This is a genomic window from Spiroplasma sp. ChiS (assembly GCF_002968355.1).
GTDB lineage: Bacteria > Bacillota_I > Bacilli_A > Mycoplasmatales > Mycoplasmataceae > Spiroplasma > Spiroplasma citri.
This window is the reverse complement of the sequence record NZ_PUUH01000258.1, coordinates 1-699: the sequence shown is the minus strand read 5'-3', so window position 1 is coordinate 699 and position 699 is coordinate 1. Positions and strand designations below refer to the sequence as shown.

At 24.2% G+C, this 699-nt stretch carries 1 protein-coding gene; it reads right to left on the bottom strand.

Annotated elements, in window-relative coordinates; genetic code table 4:
• Nucleotides 1-60: 60 nt before the first annotated feature.
• Entirely contained in the window at nt 61-645 is a 585-nt protein-coding gene (locus C6B38_RS06720) for a lipoprotein (protein WP_105299067.1), read from the bottom strand.
• Between the last annotated feature and the right edge of the window lie 54 nt (nt 646-699).

Genomic DNA, 699 nt, shown 5'->3' with positions numbered 1-699 from the left:
AAATATCTTTTTATTAATTATTTTTATGAAATTTGTGCGATTAATATAAAAAAGGAACTGTTATTTAGTTCCTTTTTGTTCTTTTCAGTCAGTAATTTCACCAGTGTTTTTATCTTTTTTTAGTCAAATATTTGAGGTATGAAAATTTAATCCAGCATTGTTATATATAATATCCATTGGATAACCAGTACTACTTCCGAAGTTTTTTGAACTATTAATTTTTTCTATTCGTCATAAATTAAAACTTTTTTGTTCTTTTCAGTCAGTAATTTCACCAGTGTTTTTATCAATGGTAGGTAATTGTAAATTAGTAGGTTCATTATTTAATTCTCATTTATATATAATATCCATTGGATAACCAGTACTACTTCCGAAGTTTTTTGAACTATTAATTTTTTCTATTCGTCATAAATTAAAACTTTTATAAATTATAATATATCATCCAGTATCTCGTGAAATATATTTATTAGAAATTAATTTTCAATTACTATCTTTTGGTGGTTGTTGTGCTTTTGGTGTTGGTGTTGTCGGTTTATTTATTTTATTATTATCATTTGGTTTTTCAGATTTTTCACAACTGATTAATGTTGTTGTGCTTGTTGCGGTTAATCCGATTGCTCCTATTATGCTAAGTATTCTTTTCATTTGAATTGCTCCTTTTTATTTTTTTATATATAATTGATTTTATCACATATCAAT